This is a genomic window from Streptomyces sp. NPDC088553, from assembly GCF_044752965.1.
GTDB lineage: Bacteria > Actinomycetota > Actinomycetes > Streptomycetales > Streptomycetaceae > Streptomyces.
This window is the reverse complement of sequence record NZ_JBIVMG010000001.1, coordinates 366,784-382,578: the sequence shown is the minus strand read 5'-3', so window position 1 is coordinate 382,578 and position 15,795 is coordinate 366,784. Positions and strand designations below refer to the sequence as shown.

General features: G+C 71.6%; 15 protein-coding genes. 7 read left to right on the top strand and 8 right to left on the bottom strand.

Going from position 1 to position 15,795, the window contains the following annotated elements; all coding sequences use genetic code 11:
- Positions 1-65 precede the first annotated feature (65 nt).
- From ectB to ACIP8Z_RS01740, 4 genes are all read right to left on the bottom strand, one after another.
- Positions 66-1,337 carry a diaminobutyrate--2-oxoglutarate transaminase gene (ectB, locus tag ACIP8Z_RS01755; protein ID WP_402077418.1) on the bottom strand — a complete coding sequence of 424 codons (1,272 nt, stop codon included), beginning with the start codon at positions 1,335-1,337 and terminating at the stop codon, positions 66-68.
- A gap of 52 nt (positions 1,338-1,389) precedes the next feature.
- Positions 1,390-1,920, bottom strand: a complete 531-nt coding sequence (gene ectA / locus ACIP8Z_RS01750) for a diaminobutyrate acetyltransferase (RefSeq protein WP_402077415.1) — start codon at positions 1,918-1,920, stop codon at positions 1,390-1,392.
- Positions 1,921-2,285: 365 nt separating this feature from the next.
- Positions 2,286-3,089 carry an endonuclease I family protein gene (locus tag ACIP8Z_RS01745; protein ID WP_402077413.1) on the bottom strand — a complete coding sequence of 268 codons (804 nt, stop codon included), beginning with the start codon at positions 3,087-3,089 and terminating at the stop codon, positions 2,286-2,288.
- A gap of 233 nt (positions 3,090-3,322) precedes the next feature.
- Complete coding sequence (locus ACIP8Z_RS01740) at positions 3,323-3,787, bottom strand: Lrp/AsnC family transcriptional regulator (RefSeq protein WP_402077411.1); 465 nt, start codon at positions 3,785-3,787, stop codon at positions 3,323-3,325.
- A 118-nt stretch (positions 3,788-3,905) separates the two neighbouring features.
- Between ACIP8Z_RS01740 and ACIP8Z_RS01735 the strand changes: the two genes are divergently transcribed.
- From ACIP8Z_RS01735 to ACIP8Z_RS01720, 4 genes are all read left to right on the top strand, one after another.
- Complete coding sequence (locus ACIP8Z_RS01735) at positions 3,906-5,021, top strand: asparaginase (protein WP_402077409.1); 1,116 nt, start codon at positions 3,906-3,908, stop codon at positions 5,019-5,021.
- 219 nt (positions 5,022-5,240) lie between these two features.
- On the top strand, positions 5,241-6,674 hold the full coding sequence (aspA, locus tag ACIP8Z_RS01730; RefSeq protein WP_402077406.1) for an aspartate ammonia-lyase: 1,434 nt from the start codon (positions 5,241-5,243) through the stop codon (positions 6,672-6,674).
- Between the two features lie 66 nt (positions 6,675-6,740).
- Positions 6,741-6,998 carry an aminoglycoside adenylyltransferase domain-containing protein gene (locus ACIP8Z_RS01725; protein WP_402077403.1) on the top strand — a complete coding sequence of 86 codons (258 nt, stop codon included), beginning with the start codon at positions 6,741-6,743 and terminating at the stop codon, positions 6,996-6,998.
- Positions 6,999-7,080: 82 nt separating this feature from the next.
- Entirely contained in the window at positions 7,081-8,724 is a 1,644-nt protein-coding gene (locus ACIP8Z_RS01720) for a GMC oxidoreductase (protein WP_402077402.1), read from the top strand.
- 75 nt (positions 8,725-8,799) lie between these two features.
- Here ACIP8Z_RS01720 and ACIP8Z_RS01715 read toward each other — a convergent pair whose 3' ends face one another.
- The 3 genes from ACIP8Z_RS01715 to ACIP8Z_RS01705 all read right to left on the bottom strand — a co-directional run bounded on the left by ACIP8Z_RS01715 (position 8,800) and on the right by ACIP8Z_RS01705 (position 10,908).
- Positions 8,800-9,288 (bottom strand): carboxymuconolactone decarboxylase family protein, encoded by a 489-nt coding sequence (locus ACIP8Z_RS01715; RefSeq protein ID WP_073902518.1) that lies wholly within the window; start codon positions 9,286-9,288, stop codon positions 8,800-8,802.
- Positions 9,285-10,364 (bottom strand): dihydrodipicolinate reductase, encoded by a 1,080-nt coding sequence (locus ACIP8Z_RS01710; RefSeq protein WP_073902519.1) that lies wholly within the window; start codon positions 10,362-10,364, stop codon positions 9,285-9,287. Before ACIP8Z_RS01710 ends, ACIP8Z_RS01715 begins: the two co-directional genes overlap by 4 nt.
- A gap of 103 nt (positions 10,365-10,467) precedes the next feature.
- On the bottom strand, positions 10,468-10,908 hold the full coding sequence (locus ACIP8Z_RS01705; protein ID WP_402077399.1) for a GNAT family N-acetyltransferase: 441 nt from the start codon (positions 10,906-10,908) through the stop codon (positions 10,468-10,470).
- Positions 10,909-11,086: 178 nt separating this feature from the next.
- Here ACIP8Z_RS01705 and ACIP8Z_RS01700 point away from each other — a divergent pair, with 178 nt between their 5' ends.
- Positions 11,087-11,911 (top strand): L,D-transpeptidase family protein, encoded by an 825-nt coding sequence (locus ACIP8Z_RS01700; RefSeq protein ID WP_402077397.1) that lies wholly within the window; start codon positions 11,087-11,089, stop codon positions 11,909-11,911.
- A gap of 189 nt (positions 11,912-12,100) precedes the next feature.
- Here the strand turns inward: ACIP8Z_RS01700 and ACIP8Z_RS01695 are convergent, their stop codons facing one another.
- Positions 12,101-13,483: an NAD(P)/FAD-dependent oxidoreductase gene (locus ACIP8Z_RS01695; protein WP_402077394.1), complete on the bottom strand. Its 1,383-nt coding sequence runs from the start codon at positions 13,481-13,483 to the stop codon at positions 12,101-12,103.
- A 59-nt stretch (positions 13,484-13,542) separates the two neighbouring features.
- On the opposite strand from ACIP8Z_RS01695, the gene ACIP8Z_RS01690 reads away from it, so the two are divergent.
- Complete coding sequence (locus ACIP8Z_RS01690) at positions 13,543-15,123, top strand: aspartate:alanine exchanger family transporter (RefSeq protein ID WP_402077392.1); 1,581 nt, start codon at positions 13,543-13,545, stop codon at positions 15,121-15,123.
- A 101-nt stretch (positions 15,124-15,224) separates the two neighbouring features.
- A complete protein-coding gene (locus ACIP8Z_RS01685) occupies positions 15,225-15,794 on the top strand; it encodes an NADPH-dependent FMN reductase (protein WP_402077389.1) in 570 nt (189 codons plus the stop codon).
- Position 15,795 lies beyond the last annotated feature (1 nt).

Below are 15,795 nucleotides of genomic sequence, written 5' to 3'. Positions count from 1 at the left end.
ACTGCCTTTCGGGTCATTGGGCCGGCTGGTCGGCCGGCCGTCGGAACGTGGGGTCGGGCGCCGGGTCAGGCGGTGTGGCGCACGGCGCGGGCCAGGATCCCGAGGCCCTCGTCGAGTTCGTCGTCCGTCGCGGTCAGCGGCGGGAGCAGCTTGACCACCTCGCCGATCGGGCCCGAGGTCTCGACCAGGAGGCCGGTCTCGAAGGCGCGCCGGCACACGGCCTCCGCGCGCTCCCCGTCGGCGAACTCCAGGCCCCACACCAGTCCGCGGCCGCGGACGGACACGCCGGTGCGTCCGTCGCCCCCGCACAGGTCGAGGAGGGCGCGCTCCACCCGGTCCGCCCGGCTCAGGGTGCGCGCGCGCAGGGTGCCGTCGCGCCAGTAGGCGTCGAGGGCGGCCGTGGCCGTGACGAAGGCGGGGTTGTTGCCGCGGAAGGTCCCGTTGTGCTCGCCGGGCTGCCAGACGTCGAGCTCCGGCCGGAACAGGCAGAGGGCCATGGGCAGGCCGTAGCCGCTGATGGACTTGGACAGGGTGACGATGTCGGGCGTGATGCCCGCCTCCTCGAAGGAGAAGAAGTCGCCGGTGCGGCCGCAGCCCATCTGGATGTCGTCGACGATGAGGAGCATCTCGTGCCGGCGGCAGAGCTCGGCGAGCGCGCGCAGCCACTCGGCCCGTGCGACGTTGATGCCGCCCTCGCCCTGGACGGTCTCGACGATCACGGCCGCCGGGTGGTCGAGGCCGGAGCCGGCGTCGTTGAGGAGCCGCTCGAACCAGAGGAAGTCGGGGAGCTGCCCGTCGAGGTAGTCGTCGAAGGGCATGCGGATGGCGTGGGGCAGCGGGACGCCGGCTCCGGCGCGCTTGGCGGCGTTCCCCGTGACGGCGAGCGAGCCGAGCGACATGCCGTGGAACGCGTTGGTGAAGGAGACGACGGTCTGGCGCCCGGTGACCTTGCGGGCGAGCTTCAGCGCGGCCTCCACGGCGTTGGTACCGGTGGGGCCCGGGAACATCACCTTGTAGGGCAGGGCCCGGGGTTCCAGGACCGTGGTGTGGAAGGCCTCCAGGAAGTCGCGTTTGGCGGTGGTCGACATGTCGAGGCCGTGGGTGATGCCGTCGTTGCCGAGGTATTCGAGGAGGGCCCGCTTGAGCACGGGGTTGTTGTGGCCGTAGTTCAGCGAGCCGGCGCCGGCGAAGAAGTCGAGGTACGGACGCCCCTGCTCGTCGTACAGCCTGCTGCCACTGGCGCGTTCGAAGACGACGGGCCAGGCGCGGCAGTAGCTGCGGACCTCCGATTCGACGGTCTCGAAGACGGAGGGCGTGGCGATGTCGGTCAGGGTCACGAAGCTCTTCTCCAGGGTGTTGTTCGGGGGTGGGGCGTGCGCGGTCGACGGCTCAGGAGACCGGCGGCCCGAGGGGACCGATGCGGTACAGCACCTCGGACTCGTGTCCCGCCGCGGGGAACGCGGCGGCCGGGAACAGGACCTCCTGCGTCACCTCCGCGTCGTGCCGGCGTGCGAACGACCGGAACAGCCGGTCGGAGGCGAGGTTCCCCGGGGTGACGGTCGCCTCGATCCTGCTGATCCCGTGCTCGGCCGCGACCTGCGCGGACAGGGCGTCGAGCAGGGTCCCGGCTACCCCGCTTCCGCGGTGCGAACCCCCGACGGCGATCTGCCAGACGAAGAGGGTCTCCGGCTCGTCGGGGCGCAGGTAGCCGGTGACGAAGCCGATCGGGCGTCCGGAGGTGTCACGGGCGACCGTGGTCGTGCCGGCGAAGTCGCGGCACCAGAGCAGATAGCTGTACGGCGAGTTGAGGTCGAGCTCGCCCGAGCCGCGTGCGATCCGCCAGAGCTCGGCGCCGTCCGCGAGCGTCGGGGGAGTGGTGCGGGGAGTCGTGGTCGTCAGGCCAGTGGTCAACGGGGTCATGGGCGCCGAAGCTACCGAGTGGATCTCGGAACTTCCTGGTCCGGAGGGGTTGTTGTGGACGCCCGACCGTGATAGATGCGGCGGTGGCCTCCGGGGGTGGAAATGTGCGCCGGGTCACATGGCAAAGGTGCCGAATGCGGGACAAAATCACCGTTTATAACGGATGGGTAACGGCTCTGGGGTGCTTCCTGCCTTCGCGCCAAGAGCGTGAGAACATTCGCCATTTGACGTTTGAAGGTGGCCTCGGCGGTCAGGCGTAGAGCCCTTTCCGTGCACGGCGCACGATGACCCCGCCCGGGACGCGCGGAAGCCGGACCGGGTACGACGACCCCGGCCCGGCTCCGTTCACCGCTGTGGCGCTCGGCCTACCAGATCGCCTCGACCCACTCCGGGTGGTCGATGAACGGGTTCCGGTTGCCCTGGTAGGTGGTGTGGATGACGTCGTTCCGACGCTCCTCGAAGGCGCTCGGCGGGTCCTGCTCGTTCCACTGCTTCAGGACCGAGAGGCGGCCGTGGAAGCGGACGCTGCCGTTGGTGGTCGACTCGTTGGGCTCCAGGTCGGCCCAGGCGTCGTCGCCCTCGTAGCGGACGGCCATGTAGAGGATCATCCGGGCCACGTCGCCCTTGTCGGCGTCGCGCGGCTCGAACGAGTCGCTGTCCGTGTAGCTGCCGGGGGCGCCGCTGACCGCGCTGCCGCCGTTGTCGAAGTCCTTGTTGCCGCGGATGCTGTTGACCTGGACGTCCGCCGCGCGCAGGTGGTGCAGATCGGTGCCGGGCCCGGCGGAGGTGCCGAAGTTGCCGTGGGACTGGGCCCAGGTGTGCTCACGGTTCCAGTCGCCGACGTCGCCGCCGTTGAGGCTCTTGCTCCGCGAGGTCCCGCTGTAGAGCAGGATGACGTTGTTGGTGTTGCCGGGGTCCTGGTCGGTGACCTTCAGCGCGTTCCAGACCGCGTCGTACGAGATCTTGCTCTGGCTGCTGATGATGGTGTGCAGCGAGGACTTGAGGCTCGTGCCGGTCTTGCCGATCGCGTTCTTGTAGTACGTGCTGTCGTACGTGGTGGTGGTGGCGCCGGCGGGGGTAGCGGCGACCGTGGGGAGCGTGACGCCGACGAGGGTGGCGGCGACGGCCGCCGCCCACACCTTCCATCTGCCGATCCGCACAACGGACATGGGGGGCCCTTTCCCGGGGACGGTACGCGCGGGACGGCGGGCGTCGGCTCAACGGTGCCGCTGTCTACGCGTGTTGACTTCGTGTCATCGGGAGAGTGGCACACGGCAGGTACCTGTCATGTAACGAGAAGAAGGCTGTTCCATGACGAGTTCGCATATGGCTGAAACGAGAGGTTCCGCCAGGGCTCGCCGCGGGGCTCGGCCCGGTCGGATCCGGGCGACCCGGGGTGTCCTCAGTTGCCCCGGACGTCGACTGGCATCCCCTTCGGCTCCTTGATGCGCTTCATGATGATCTGCGAGTTCACCTCGGTGACCCCGGTGAGGGTCGTCAGCCGCTCGATCCACAGCCGCTCGTACGCCGCGAGATCGGCGACCGCGATCCGCAGCAGACAGCCGGGACTCCCGAACAGCCGGTACGCCTCGATCACGTCCGGCACGTCCTGGAGCGCCTCCTCGAAGGCCTCCACCGTCTCCCGGTCCCGCCGCACCTCCACCGACACGAGCACCTCGAAGCCACGCCCCACCGCCCCCGGATCGATGATCGCCCGGTATCCCTGGATCACCCCGTCCTGCTCCAGCTGACGGACCCGGCGCAGACAGGGCGAGGGGCTGAGCCCCACCCGCTGGGCCAGCTCCTGGTTGCTCAGTCGGCCGTCGTTCTGAAGCTCGCGCAAGATGTGGAGATCGATTCGGTCCATGGCGCAATTATCTACCACGGCGAAACGATCCAGCGGCTGATTTCGCAATCGCCTTGCGCGCCTTCTGTCCTATCGTTGCGACGCAGGGCGATTTCGGTACGGAGTAAGGACGGCAGGCATGAAGCGGACGAACGACGGGGGAACGCGCCGGATCGTCGTCATCAGCACGGGCGGCACGATCGCCAGCCGCTGGCAGGGCACCGGATACGCCGCCGACGCCTCCGGCGACGACGTGCTGGCCACCGCCCCGCTTCCCGAGGGCGTCACCGTCGAGGTCGTCGACCTCTTCAACGTCAACAGCTCCCGCGTGACCGCGGCGCACCAGCTCGCCCTGCTCCGGACCGTCCACGAGACCCTCGCCGACCCCGGCGTCGACGGCATCGTGATCACCCACGGCACCGACACCCTCGAAGAGACCGCCTTCTTCCTGGACCTCCACCACACCGACGCCCGCCCGGTCGTCCTCACCGGCGCCCAGCGCCCCTTCGGCACCGGCGACGGGGACGGCCCCGGCAACCTGTACGACGCGCTCCAGGTCGCCTCCTCCGTCAGCGACCTCGGTGTCCTCGTCGTCTTCGACGGACGCGTCCACGCCGCCCGCGGCACCGTCAAGACCCAGACGCTCGCCGCCGACGCCTTCTCCGACCCCTCGGCCGAGCGCCTGGGCCGCGTCGGCTTCTCCCGCGTCGACATCGAGCGGCAGCCGGAGCGCCCGACGCCGCTGCCGCTGCCCGACGCCGCGGACAAGGCGGACCCCGACGCTCCCGACGCCGTGCCGCTGCCCCGCGTCGCCATCGTCACGCACCACTCCGACGGCGACCCCTTCCTCCTGAACGCGGCCGTCGCCGCCGGTGCCCGGGGCATCGTCCTCGTCGCCACCGGCGCGGGCAACGCCACCCCCGAGATCGCAGCCGCCGTGGCCGACTCGGTCGCCCAGGGCGTCCTCGTCGCCGTCACCACCCGTGTCCCCGCCGGACCGCTCGCCGAGATCTACACCGGCGGCGGGGCCGTCGACCTCGTCGCCGCCGGAGCTCTGCTCACCGGCACGCTCCGCGCCGCGCAGGCACGGATCGCGGTCCTCGCGACGCTCCTCGCCGAGGGCGGCAACGGCGCGGGCGACCCCGTCCGCAGCACCGCCCTGCTGCGGCGCCTCCTCGACGGGCCCGTCCGCGCGGAACCGGCCCTCGCCACCGGCGGCTCCCGCTCGGCCTCGGCCGTCGCCGCCCGCGCCTGACCAGGCGCCCCCCAGAACCCCGGCTCGCGGGCGGCGCACCCCCCCGCCCGCCCGCGAGCCGGAGCCAACCTTTCCGAGGGCCCGCCCCGTCGTCGAACGGCCATGGCGTCGGCCGGGCCACCTCGCACGCGGGCGGCCGTCCTCTCGGCCCGGCCCCCAAGGGCATCACCCCACCGCAACCCCGGCGCCCCCTGGCGCGCCACGCACCCCAAGGACCCCATGGTTCCCGCACCGGCCCCGCACCCCGTTCCCGTCCGTCGCGAGCACGATCTGCTCGGCGACCGGGACGTTCCCGCCGACGCCTACTGGGGTGTCCACACCCTGCGCGCCACCGAGAACTTCACCGTCACGGGCACGCCCATCTCCGTCTACCCGCTCCTCATCGACGCGCTCGCCGCCGTCAAGGAGGCCGCCGCCCGCGCCAACGAGGAACTGGGGCTGCTGCCCGCCGACAAGGCCGCCGCCATCGCCGGCGCCTGCCGGGAGATCCGTACGGGCCGGCTCCACGACCAGTTCGTCGTGGACGTCGTCCAGGGCGGCGCGGGCACCTCCACCAACATGAACGCCAACGAGGTCGTCGCCAACCGCGCCCTGGAGCTCCTCGGCCACGCCAAGGGCGACTACGACCGACTCCACCCCAACGAGGACGTCAACCTCGGCCAGTCCACCAACGACGTCTACCCGACCGCCATCCGCATCGCTGCGATCAGCGCCGCCCGCGAGCTCCTCCTCGCCATGGCCGTGCTCCAGGACGCCTTCGCCGCCAAGGCCCTGGAGTTCCGCGACGTCGTCAAGATGGGCCGCACCCAGCTCCAGGACGCGGTGCCCATGACCCTGGGCCAGGAGTTCTCCACGTACGCCGTGATGCTGGAGGAGGACCGCAGCCGGCTCGCCGAGGCCGTCGAACTCATCCACGAGATCAACCTCGGGGCCACCGCCATCGGCACCGGCCTCAACGCCGCCCCCGGCTACGCCGAGACCGCCCGCCGCAACCTCGCCGAGCTGACCGGCCTGCCGCTCGTCACCTCCGCCAACCTCATCGAGGCCACCCAGGACTGCGGCGCCTTCGTCCAGCTCTCCGGGGTCCTCAAGCGCATCGCGGTCAAGCTCTCCAAGACCTGCAACGACCTGCGGCTGCTGTCCTCGGGACCGCGCGCCGGGCTCAACGAGATCAACCTGCCGCCGGTCCAGGCCGGTTCCAGCATCATGCCCGGCAAGGTCAACCCGGTGATCCCCGAGGTCGTCAACCAGGTCGCCTTCGAGGTGATCGGCAACGACATCACCATCACCATGGCCGCCGAGGCCGGGCAGCTCCAGCTCAACGCCTTCGAGCCGGTCATCTTCCACGCCCTGTCGAAGAGCCTCCTCTCCCTGCGCGCCGCCTGCCTGACCCTCGCCGACCGCTGCGTCAGCGGCATCACCGCCAACACCGAGGCGCTCCGAGCGGCCGTCGAGAACTCCATCGGCCTCGCCACCGCGCTCAACCCGCACCTCGGCTACACCGCGGCCACGGCCATCGCGCAGGAGGCGCTCGCCACCGGGCGCGGAGTCGTCGAACTCACCCTGGAGAAGGGCCTGCTGCCCGCCGAACGCCTCGCCGAGCTGCTCACCCCCGAGCGTCTCACCGGCGCCCCGGGCCCAGCCCTGGCCTGAGCTCTCCGCCTCCTCGGCCCCGGGTACGTGACGGGCCCACGCCCGACGTATCCGGAGCGCCAGGCCGTGCTCGGCGGACTGCGGCCGGGCGGCGACATCGACGTGCTCGTGACCGCGCGCCGCGCAACCGGCGAGATCCGCTCGAAGGACGCCGCCGCCGACTGGGTCCTGGAGCGGCTTCCAGCCATCCATCGTCCGGCCCTCGCCGAGGCTCGTGCGCTCTATGCGGCGGGGGAATACGGGAGTTGGACGGAAAGACGGCCGGAAGTCCGTGCACCTGCCCGGTATCCGACGGCATCCGTTCGAGAGGTGTACCCGAGCTGAAGTTACCCGTCGGTTTCTCGTGACTTCCCCGATGGCCGACAGTAGAACATGTTCCCATTCGCCCCTGAGTGAGGAACATCACATGAGCGAACACCCCCTGCCCGGAAAGGGAATCGGCGGCGTGAGCCGTCGTCGATTCCTCGCGGGAACAGGTTCTGTTCTCGGTGCTGCCGCCCTCGTCGGCCACGGCACCCCGGCCCACGCCGAAGCCCGCCTCACCGACACCCCCATCCCCACCGGCGCCCACGTGCCCGCCCTCGTCATCGGCACCGGATACGGCGGCTCCGTCGCCGCCCTCCGGCTCGCCCGCGCGGGCGTCGCCGTCCACATGGTCGAGATGGGCATGGCCTGGGACACCCCCGGGCCGGACGGCAAGATCTTCGCCAACACCACCCGGCCCGACTACCGCTCCTTCTGGCTGCGGACCCGCACCAAGCAGCCGCTGAGCAACTTCCTCGGCTTCCCCCTCGACAAGGACGTCCCGCGGCACACGGGCATCCTCGACGCCGAGGACTTCGCCGGCATCACCGTCTACCAGGGCAGGGGCGTCGGCGGCGGCTCCCTCGTCAACGGCGGCATGGCCGTCACCCCGCGCCGCGAGAACTTCGCGGCCATCCTCCCCACCGTCGACGCGGCCGAGATGTACGCGACCTACTACCCGCGCGCCAACGCGGGACTCGGCGTCACCGAGGTGGACAAGTCCTGGTGGGAGAGCGCCGCCTGCTACCAGTACGCCCGCGTCGGCCGCAAGCACGCCCAGCGCTCCGGCTTCCCCTTCGTGTTCGTCCCGAACGTCTACGACTGGGACTACATGAAGCAGGAGGCCGCCGGGGCCGTCCCGAAGTCCGCCCTCGACGGCGAGGTCATCTACGGCAACAACGCCGGAAAGAAGACCCTCCAGAAGACCTACCTGGCCCAGGCCGCCGCCACCGGCCGGGTCACCGTCTCCGCCCTGCACAAGGTCACCTCCGTCACCCCGGCGGCCGGCGGCGGTTACACCGTCGCCATCGACCAGATCGACACCACGGGCGCCACCCTCGCGAGCAAGACCGTCACCGCCGACAAGGTCTTCTTCGCCGCCGGAAGCATCGGCACGAGCAAGCTCCTCACCCGCCTCAAGGCCACCGGAGCCCTCCCCGCCCTCAACAACGAGATCGGCAAGGGCTGGGGCGACAACGGCAACGTCATGTGCGGCCGCGCCAACCACATGTGGGACCCGACCGGCAAGCTCCAGTCCGCCATGCCCACCGCGGGCATCGACAACTGGGACGCGGGCGGCGCCTTCGCCGAGGTCGCCCCGCTGCCCACCGGCATCGAGACCTACGCCTCCTTCTACCTCTCCATCACCAAGACCCCCCACCGGGCCGAGTTCACCTGGAACCCGGCCACCGGCACGGTCGACCTGAGCTGGGACAGGGCCTGGAAGCAGACCTCCATCGACGCCGCGAAGACCATCTTCGACAAGATCAACTCCAAGGAGGGCACGATCTACCGCACCGACCTCTTCGGTGTGTACAAGATCTGGGGCGACCACCTCACCTACCACCCGCTCGGCGGCGCGGTCCTGGGCAAGGCGACCGACAACCACGGACGCCTCCACGGCTACTCCGGGCTGTACGTCATCGACGGATCCCTGATCCCCGGCAACGCCAGCGTCAACCCGTTCGTCACCATCACGGCCCTCGCCGAACGCAACATCGAACGGATCGTCGCCGAGGACTTCTGAGCCCGAGGCGCGGCACCAGCACATCGAACGGCAAGGGCCGGCCGGGATCCACCCGGCCGGCCCTTCCCCACGCGCTCAGTGCGTCGGCAGCACGCACACCTCGTCGAGCCCGAGCACCCGGTTGAGCCGCCCGAACGCCAGCCACGAGCCCAGACTCATCGTCAGCTCGACGATCTCCGCCTGGCTGTACCGGGCCGTCATCCGCTCCCAGAACTCCTCGTCCAGACCGTGATGGTCCAGCGCGTACCGCTCCGCGTACTCGGCCGCGAGCCGCGTCCGCTCGTCGAAGCCCTCCGAGACCTCCGTCTCCCGCCAGGCCGCGACGACCTCGTCGAAGCCCTCCTCGACCTTCACCCCGTCCCGGTCGGTACGCCAGTCAAGACAGAAGCCGCAGCCGTTGATCTGCGCGATCCGCAGCCGCGCCGCCTCGAACTCGCGCAGCCCCAGCGTCGTATGGGCGTACACCGACAGCGAGAAGTTCGCCGCCGCCGTCCCGATCTCCGGGACCATGTCGCCCCACACGTACCCGATCGGCTCCTGGCCCTCGGGAATGTCGATGATCACCGTGGTCTCCTTCCCAGCTTCCCGACCGCCGGCCGCAACGGCACGTCCAGCGCGTCGTACAGTCCCGGCTCCGCCGCCACCAGCCAGTCGATCGCCCCGACCAGCCGGCCCACCGCCGTCGCGTTCCCGCCCGCCGAGCGGTTCTCGCCCTCGGCGGTCGCCGCCACCGTCACCTCGATCCGGGGGCTGCCCTCGACGATCACCCGGTGCGCCCCCGCCCCGTCCGGCGGCACCGGCCAGTCCGGCGCGCACGAGGGATGGATACGGGTCACGTGCTCGATCACGATGCGGGGCTCGCCGCCGACGACGCCCTGCACCTCGAAGCGGATCGCGCCCTGCGTGCCCGCCTCGAAGACGCCCATCGTCCGGGTCTTCACGGTCGACTCCAGCGGACGCCGGTCCACCGTCTCGCGGATCTCGTCGAGCTCGGCGCCGAGCGCGCGGGCCATCAGGCGTATCTGCCCGCCCCACACCATCGTCGGCACCGACGGCAGCAGCATCGGCGGTTCGTAGTCGAGCGGCCGGCCCATCCCGATCAGGTCCCGTACAGACTCCTCCTGCTCGTACGTCGAGTAGTCGAAGATCTCCTGACAGCGGATCACGTCCACCGTGCTGCCGAGCCCGCTCACGAGCAGCGGCAGGACGTCGTTGCCCCAGCCCGGGTCCACGCCCGACACGAACAGCGAACCACCGCCCTCGGCGACCGCCGCGAGTACCGGATCCCGGAACTCGGGCGGTGCGTTCCGCTGGTCGTACAGCGGATACAGCGCGGGGGTGACCACCACCGCACCCGTCCGCACCGCGCGCGCCACGTCGTCGAGCGCCCCGTCGGGCCTGGTGTCGCCGGAAGCCGCGTACACCACCGCCCCCGGCCGCCCGTCGAGCACCGCGCCCACATCGTCGACGGCCACGACCCCGAGGTCGTGGCCGAGCCCCGCGAGCCGCCCCGCGTCCCGTCCGACCTTCGCCGGATCGGAGACCAGCACGGCCGCGAGTTCCAGCCCTGGATGGGCGTCCACGGCGCGGATCGCCGCGCGCCCGACATTTCCGGTACCCCACACCACCGTCCGAATCATGCGCGGAGGGTAGCGCCGGGCCCCGAAGGTTCCCAGACCCGTGACACGACGATCTGACGAATCGTCAGATGGGGGTGAAGGCGGAGGTGGAGGCGGGGGAGCGTCAGGCCAGCCGCAGCGTCACGAACGGCACCGTGTCGCCCGGCAGGACGTACCGCTCCACCTCGACGAAGCCGCGCGCCAGCGCGAACCGCAGCCCGTCCTCGTTCGAGGCCAGCACCACCGTCTCCACGCCCTCGTCGCTCAGCGTCCGCGCGTGCGCGAGCCCCCGCTCGTACAGCGCGGTCCCGACGCCCCGCCCCCGGAACGCGGGCAGCGTCCGCGCGATGACGGTCGCCGCCGGGGTCTCCTCGTCCGGCGGCCGTACCGTCGAACAACCCACCGCCACCTCCCCGAGATACGCGACGTCCAGCCGGTTCCGGCCCGCGCGCTCGCGCACCTCGTCGGCGGAGAGCACGGCCGTCGGGATGATCGTGTTGTGGACGGCCCGCCAGTCCGCGAGCCGGGCCTCGCTCCGGGCGGGCTCTATACGAAGATCGTTCATGCGTGCAGGAAAGCGTGACCCGTCCGGCCCGGTCAACCGGATTCGGGCGCGGAACGGCGGTGAGGCGCGGTGACACCACCGGACGCGGCCGTACGGGTGAGGGCACAGGAACCGCCGCAGCGCCGCCCGCCGAACGGGTACGCATCCACGCATTGCCCCCGGCCAGGAGGATCCTTCCATGCCCGTCCACAAGGGCGCCCCCGCGCTGCTGAGCGCCGGCACGCTGTGCGCGGCCCTGCTGCTCAGCGGCTGCGCGAACACCGCGCCCCCCGCCCCCGCCGCACCCGCAGGGAAGGCCGCCGCCGCGACCGCCGGGGACTCCCGCCCCGCGGGCGCCCCGCCCGGCGCCGCACACGGGGCCGCCGGGCCGGGCGAGCCGGTGAGCACCATCGCCTCCGAGCCCGCACCGGCGCCCAGGCTCCCCGGCGTCGGCCCCGCCACCCAGGCCTTCGTCCCCGACGGCACCACCCAGGCCCTCGTCGTCACCGGCGCCACCGCCGACGACAACTACTCCGTCGCGACCCTCTACGAGAAGGGCCCCGGCGGCCACTGGACCGAGTCGGCGGGGCCGTGGCCCACCCGCAACGCGCTACGGGGCTGGACCACCGACCACACGGCCGGCGACCTGCGCACCCCCATCGGGGTCTTCCGGCTCGGTGACGCGGGCGGCCGGCTGCCCGACCCGGGCTCCCGCCTCCCGTACGACCAGGACGACGAGTTCGCCATCAGCGGCACCGGCTTCCTCGGCGAACCCCTCGAAGGCTCCTTCGACCACGTGGTCGCCATCGACTACAACCGCGTCCCCGGCCGGACACCGCTCGACAAGGAACGCCCGCTCGGCGCCGAGAAGGGCGGCGGAGTGTGGATCCACGTCGACCACGGCGGCCCCACCCAGGCCTGCATCGCCCTCGAACGCGAGTCACTGCGCGAACTCATCCGCGCCCTCGACCCGGGCAGGGAGCCCGTCGTCGTCATGGGTCCGGCGCCCGAACTGACACGCTGAGCGAGGCCGGGAGTCTCCGGACGCGCCCGCCGTGCACGGGCGACGGGGCCGGACGCGCCCGTCATGCACGGCGACGGGGCCGGACGCGCCCGCCGCACACAAGCGACGGGGCCGGACGCGCTCTCGCCGTCCGGCCCCGTCCGCGTTGCCGTCGTCCTCTTCCGGGCGGCGTACGCGCGTGGCTGCCGCTCAGTTCCCTCCGCCGGTCCCGACCGCCCCGCGGAACGCGCCCGTGTGGCTGAGGACCTGCTCCGGGGTCAGATACGCGTCGGTGTACTCGAAGTCCCGCAGCGTGCCGGACTTCGACGCCAGGAACCCGGTCCGTACGAAGTCGTCCCCGGCCACGGCGTTCAGCAGCCAGTTCGTCATCACCCGGGTCTTCGCCACATTGGTCCGCAGCGCCGCCCAGTGATACGCGCGGGCCACGGCCTGCGCCGGCGCCCCGTGCAGCTCCACGCCGAGCGGCTTCGAGACCCCGTCCAATCCGCCGAGGTCCACCACCAGACCCAGATCCTTGTGGGTGTACGGCCGGGTCGGCTCGCCGCGCAGTGTCGAGACCAGGTTGTCGGCGAGCGCCTTCCCCTGCCGCATCGCGTGCTGGGCGGTCGGCGGGCAGATCGCGCCCTCCTCGCCCTTGGCGAGATCCGGCACCGCCGCCGCGTCTCCGAGCGCCCACACCCCGTCCAGCCCCGGCACGGTCATCTCGGCCGTGACCACGAGCCGCCCCCGGAACGTCTCCGCGCCGAGCGTGCCGATCAGCGGGCTCGCCGCCACCCCGGCCGTCCAGATCAGCGTCCGGCTCGGCAGCACCCGCCCGTCCGTGAGCGTCACGGCCTCGTCGTCCACGGAGGCCACCGACACGCCCAGGGACACCTCGATGCCGCGCTTCGTCAGGATGTCCATCGCGGCGGCGCCGAGCTTGTCGCCCAGTTCGGGCATCAGCTTCGGCGCGATGTCGACCAGGTGCCACTTGATGAGCTTCGGGTCGATGCGGGGATACCGCTTGGCCGCGTTGTGGGTGAGCAGCTGGAGACAGGCCGCCGTCTCCGTGCCCGCGTACCCACCGCCGACCACCACGAACCGCAGCCGCGCGGCCCGCTCCTCGTCGTCGTTGCTCGCGTCCGCCAGGTCCAGCTGGGCGATGACGTGGTCGCGGATGTACACGGCCTCGGCGAGGGTCTTCATCCCCCGCGCGTGCTCGGCGAGCCCGGGGATGTCGAAGCTGCGGGTCACGCTGCCGGGCGCGAGCACGAGATGGTCGTACGGTTCGGTCACGTACTCCCCGGCGATCGTGCGCACCACACAGACCTTCGCCGCCGTGTCCACGCCGACCACACCACCCGGCACGATCCGGGTGCGGTGCCGTTCGCTGCGGCGCAGCGACAGCGCGACCGACTGCGGGGTCAGCACCCCCGCCGCCACCTGGGGGAGCAGGGGCAGGTACAGCTGGTACGAGAACGGTGAGAGGAGCGCGAGCTGCGCCTCCCGCTCCGCGAGGCGTCGTTCGAGCCGCCGTACACAGGCCACTCCGGCGAATCCGGCGCCCACCACGAGAATCCTCGGTCGCGTCACGCTGTCCGCCCTTCCGTATGAGCGTGCAAGAAACCAGCGGATATGGCTGAGTAAGCCGCATGTGGCAATTTTTTGCTGACTATCCGTGGTTCACCCTTTTTATCGTCATTGCGGCTGGATCGCTCTTCGGCATGGTCCGCTTCGGTCCGGTGAAGCTCGGCCCCGCCGGCGTCCTCTTCGCCGGCCTGCTGCTCGGCGCGCTCGATCCCGACATCGGCCCGGCCGTGCCCGCCGGACTCTCCGTCCTCGGCCTCGCCCTGTACGTGTACACCGTCGGTCTCGAAGCGGGCCCGGCCTTCTTCCGCGAACTCCGCCCGCAGCTCGCCGTGATGACCGGAGCCGTCGCCGCCCTCGTCATCACCGCCCTCGCGGTGGGCCTCCTCGGCAGCAAGGTCTTCGGCATCGACGGCCCCTACCTCGCGGGCGGCTACGCGGGCATCGGCACCACCACCCCCGGCCTCGCCGCCGCCCAGGCCTCCTCGCCCGACCCCGCCCAGCCCGCCACCGGCTACGCGATCGGCTACCCCCTCGCCGTCGTCCTCACCATCCTCTTCGTCTCGGCCGTCGCCGCCGCCCGCACCTGGCCCGGCCGCCGCGACCCCGGCTCCGGACTCCCCGAGGAACTGATCACCCGCACCGTCGACGTCACCCGGCCCGTCCGCTGGGCCCACGTCCCCGGCGCCACCGACGGACAGCTCCTCGCCAGCGCCCACCGGCCCCAGGGCGGCACGCCCCGCGTCGCCCGCGACCTCGACACCCTCGCCCCCGGGGACCAGGTCGTCCTCGTCGGCGGACCCGAGGCCGTCGCCGCCGGCATCGCCGCCCTCGGCACCCAGGCCCCCACCCACCTCCTCGACCGGCGCGACATCGTCGACTACCGCCGCATCCTGCTCACCAACCCCGACCTCGCCGGACACACCGTGGCCGAACTCGACCTCGGCGGACGCTACGGAGCCAAGGCCACCCGGGTCCGCCGCGGCGACCAGGACCTCCTGGCCCACGACGACCTGCTGCTCCAGCTCGACGACCGGGTCCGCGTCGCCATGCCCCGGGAACGCGCCGCCGAGGTGACCGGCTTCCTCGGCGACACCGAGGCCAAGGTCAGCGAGGTCAGCGCCGTCAGCATGGGCCTCGGCCTCGCCGCCGGCTTCCTCATCGGCATCCCGAAGCTGACCATCGGCTCCACCGTGCTGTCCCTCGGCACCGCCGCCGGACCCCTCGTCATGGCCATGGTCCTCGGCCGGCTGCGCCGCACCGGCCCCCTCGTCTGGGTCCTGCCGACCCGCGCCAACCTCACGCTCCGCCAGATCGGCCTGCTGATCTTCCTCGCCTGCGTCGGCCTGACCTCGGGCTACGCCTTCCGCCGTGAGGCGTTCTCGCTCTTCGGCCTCAGGCTCCTCGCGGTGCTCGTCATCGGCGCGGTGCTCAGCTACGCCCTGATGGTCCTCGTCGCCCGGGTCCTCGGCCAGAGCAGGCCCCGCACCATGGGGCTCCTCGCCGGGTACGTGGGCAACCCGGCCATCACCGCGTACGCCAACAGCCGCGTCTCCGACAGCCGGGTGAACACCGGCTACGCGACCCTGTTCGCCCTCGCGATCCTCGTCAAGATCGTCTGCATCCAGCTGATCGTGGGTCTCTGAGGCCCGGCGGGCTCCGGTCGCAGCGGGGCCACGGGCGGGTTACGTTGCCGAAGGCCCCGCGCGGAGGCCGTACCCCCCTCCCGGAAGGCGGAACAGCACGCATGACCACGTACCAGGTCGGCTACTTCGTCGGCAGCCTGTCGAAGGACTCCATCAACAGGACCCTCTCCCGTGCCCTTCTCCGCGTGGCGCCGCCGGAGCTGGAGTTCCAGGAGATCCCCATCAAGGACCTGCCGCTCTACAACCACGACTTCGACGCGGACTACCCGCCCGAGGGCCGGGCCCTCAAGGACGCCATCGCCGCCGTCGACGCCGTCCTCTTCGTCACCCCCGAGTACAACCGGTCCATCCCCGGCGGCCTCAAGAACGCCATCGACTGGGCCAGCCGCCCCTGGGGAACCAACTCCTTCACCCACAAGCCGTCGGCGGTCATCGGCGCCTCGCCCGGCAAGATCGGCACCGCCGTCGCCCAGCAGAGCCTCCGCTCGGTGCTGAGCTTCTGCAACTCCCCGCAGATGAACGCCCCCGAGGCCTACATCCAGTTCGTCCCGGGGCTCTTCACACCGGACGGCGAGGTCACCGACCCGACGACCCAGCAGTTCCTGACCGATTTCATGGCCGACTTCAAGACCTTCATCGAGCGGGTCACGACCGTCCTGCCCCAGCGCTGAA

Bases quoted from the DNA above. Each gene is read 5' to 3' on its own strand.
- ectA (WP_402077415.1), bottom strand. From the start codon at position 1,920: ATGACCCCGTTGACCACTGGCCTGACGACCACGACTCCCCGCACCACT.
- ACIP8Z_RS01745 (WP_402077413.1), bottom strand. From the start codon at position 3,089: ATGTCCGTTGTGCGGATCGGCAGATGGAAGGTGTGGGCGGCGGCCGTC.
- ACIP8Z_RS01740 (WP_402077411.1), bottom strand. From the start codon at position 3,787: ATGGACCGAATCGATCTCCACATCTTGCGCGAGCTTCAGAACGACGGC.
- ACIP8Z_RS01735 (WP_402077409.1), top strand. From the start codon at position 3,906: ATGAAGCGGACGAACGACGGGGGAACGCGCCGGATCGTCGTCATCAGC.
- aspA (WP_402077406.1), top strand. From the start codon at position 5,241: ATGGTTCCCGCACCGGCCCCGCACCCCGTTCCCGTCCGTCGCGAGCAC.
- ACIP8Z_RS01720 (WP_402077402.1), top strand. From the start codon at position 7,081: ATGAGCGAACACCCCCTGCCCGGAAAGGGAATCGGCGGCGTGAGCCGT.
- ACIP8Z_RS01710 (WP_073902519.1), bottom strand. From the start codon at position 10,364: ATGATTCGGACGGTGGTGTGGGGTACCGGAAATGTCGGGCGCGCGGCG.
- ACIP8Z_RS01705 (WP_402077399.1), bottom strand. From the start codon at position 10,908: ATGAACGATCTTCGTATAGAGCCCGCCCGGAGCGAGGCCCGGCTCGCG.
- ACIP8Z_RS01700 (WP_402077397.1), top strand. From the start codon at position 11,087: ATGCCCGTCCACAAGGGCGCCCCCGCGCTGCTGAGCGCCGGCACGCTG.
- ACIP8Z_RS01690 (WP_402077392.1), top strand. From the start codon at position 13,543: ATGTGGCAATTTTTTGCTGACTATCCGTGGTTCACCCTTTTTATCGTC.
- ACIP8Z_RS01685 (WP_402077389.1), top strand. From the start codon at position 15,225: ATGACCACGTACCAGGTCGGCTACTTCGTCGGCAGCCTGTCGAAGGAC.